Origin of the sequence: Bradyrhizobium sp. IC3195 (assembly GCF_020193585.1) — a bacterium.
In the GTDB taxonomy this organism is placed as follows: Bacteria; Pseudomonadota; Alphaproteobacteria; order Rhizobiales; family Xanthobacteraceae; genus Bradyrhizobium; species Bradyrhizobium yuanmingense.
Genome location: NZ_JADYVG010000085.1, coordinates 1 through 547, shown reverse-complemented (window position 1 = coordinate 547; position 547 = coordinate 1). Strand labels below are relative to the sequence as shown.

Below are 547 nucleotides of genomic sequence, written 5' to 3'. Positions count from 1 at the left end.
GAGCTCAAGCTGATCCCGCTCCTTGCGCCCCAGCATCTCGTTTGCTCCGCCGATCGCGAATCGCCGACAAGAATGGAATCAGTCAATTCGGACTTTTTCAACGATCCCACGCGGCAGCGCTGCCAGGCGGTGTTGAGCACCTTGCTGACGGCGGCCTTGATGCCCTCATGCGCATCGGAGATCACGAGCTTGACGCCACGAAGCCCGCGCCGAGCGAGCTTGAGCAAGAACGCGGTCCAGAACGTCTCGGCCTCCGAGGGACCGATGTCCATGCCGAGAACTTCACGCCGGCCGTAGTCGTCCGTGAAGAGTGGCTAAGCGATTGAGCTAGAATCGCATTTGTCGTTGTGGACTGTTTTGCGTTTGCAGGGGTTTGATGCTTCGGGCGTCGGAACCTTGCAATTTCATTTTCAGGATTCGGTCGAATCGCCAACCATGATTCCGTCATCGCATCGGAGGTGGCGATGCGACCGAAGAAGCACAGGACGACGGGATCGGGCGATCTGTTCCGGGCCAGGCTGGACCAAATCATCAATATGAAGCACGA

1 pseudogene is annotated in these 547 nt (G+C 58.1%); it reads right to left on the bottom strand.

The annotated features are described in order from the left end of the window. Positions 1–107: 107 nt before the first annotated feature. Positions 108–293: pseudogene (locus tag I6F09_RS37205) on the bottom strand (transposase); the annotation flags it as partial. Between the last annotated feature and the right edge of the window lie 254 nt (positions 294–547).